We start from the raw sequence: 1,238 nt of genomic DNA, 5'->3' as shown, positions 1-1,238 counted from the left end.
CCCTCCAGGAAGCCGACCAGGCGGGGGCCGGTCCGCGGGTCGGTGTGCAGTACCACCGCGCAGGAGCGGCCGCCGAGTTCGGCGGAGGCGGCGGCCTCGATCTCCTCCAGCTCGATCCGGTGGCCGCGCAGCTTGACCTGGTTGTCGGAGCGGCCGAGGAAGCGCAGCCGCCCCCGGGTGTCGCGGTAGCCGCGGTCGCCGGTGCGGTAGACCCGGGCGCCGCCGAGCGCGGGGACGGTGACGAAGCGGGCGGCGGTCGGCTCCGGCAGGCCGACGTACCCTTCGGCCAGCAGCGGTCCGCTGACGGCGAGTTCGCCGACGCAGCCGTACGGGAGCGGGCGCAGCGCCTGGTCCAGGACGTGGATGCGCACGCCGTCGAGTTCGGTGCCGAGCGGGATCTCGCCGTCCTCGGCGACGTCGTCCTCGGTGACGTGGTGGACGGTGGAGGTGACGGTGGCCTCGGTGACGCCGTAGGCGTTGAGCACGGTGGTGGCCTCGGTGAGGCCGGCCAGGGCCCGGGCGGGCAGCCGCTCGCCGCCGAGGACCAGCAGCCGGGGCGTCCAGCGGCCGTCGCGCAGCGCCTCGCGCAGGTCCTCCCGGACGGCGAGCAGGTAGCTGGTGGGCAGGTTGGCGACGGTCACGCCGCGGGCGGCGAGGACGGCGACCAGCTCGGGCCCGGTGGGCACCTCGCGCTGCGGCACCACCAGGGCGGCGCCGGCGGCGAGGGCGGGCAGCACCTCCTCCAGGGCCACGTCGAAGGACGGCCGGGCGAACAGCAGCACCCGGTCGGCGGAGGTGAGTTCGTAGCGCGCGGCGATCGCGGCGACGTACCCGGCGAGGGCCTCGCGGCCGACCAGCACGGGCTTGGGCACGCCGGTGGAGCCGGAGGTGTGGATGATGTAGGCGGCGCCGTCGCCCAAGGCGGCGGCGGGCTCGGCCTTGGGGAAGGCGGGGCCGTCCAGCAGCGCCGGGGTGAAGCCCTCGGCGGGCAGCGCGAGCGCGCTCTGCCGGGTGGCGAGGACGAGGGCGGGGGCGAGCCGCTCCAGCAGCAGGCCGAGCCGGGCCGCCGGGTCCTCGGTGGACAGCGGCGCGTAGACGGCGCCGTGGCGCAGGCAGGCGAGCAGGGCGACGACGCTGTCCGTGCCGCGCGGCAGCACGGCGGCCACCGGCTGGCCGGGCGTGACTCCGGAGACTCGCAGCCGTTCGACCAACGCGTTGACGCGGCGGTCCAGTTCGCC

At 77.0% G+C, this 1,238-nt stretch carries 1 protein-coding gene; it reads right to left on the bottom strand.

What is annotated here, in order from left to right:
• Positions 1–1,238: amino acid adenylation domain-containing protein (locus J0670_RS38270; protein ID WP_207817373.1), on the bottom strand; the 1,238-nt coding region annotated here is incomplete at both ends.

This window comes from Streptomyces sp. FH025, assembly GCF_017427025.1.
In the GTDB taxonomy this organism is placed as follows: domain Bacteria; phylum Actinomycetota; class Actinomycetes; order Streptomycetales; family Streptomycetaceae; genus Kitasatospora.
Note: the sequence above shows the minus strand (reverse complement) of the source record. Positions and strands in the feature narration are given on the sequence as shown.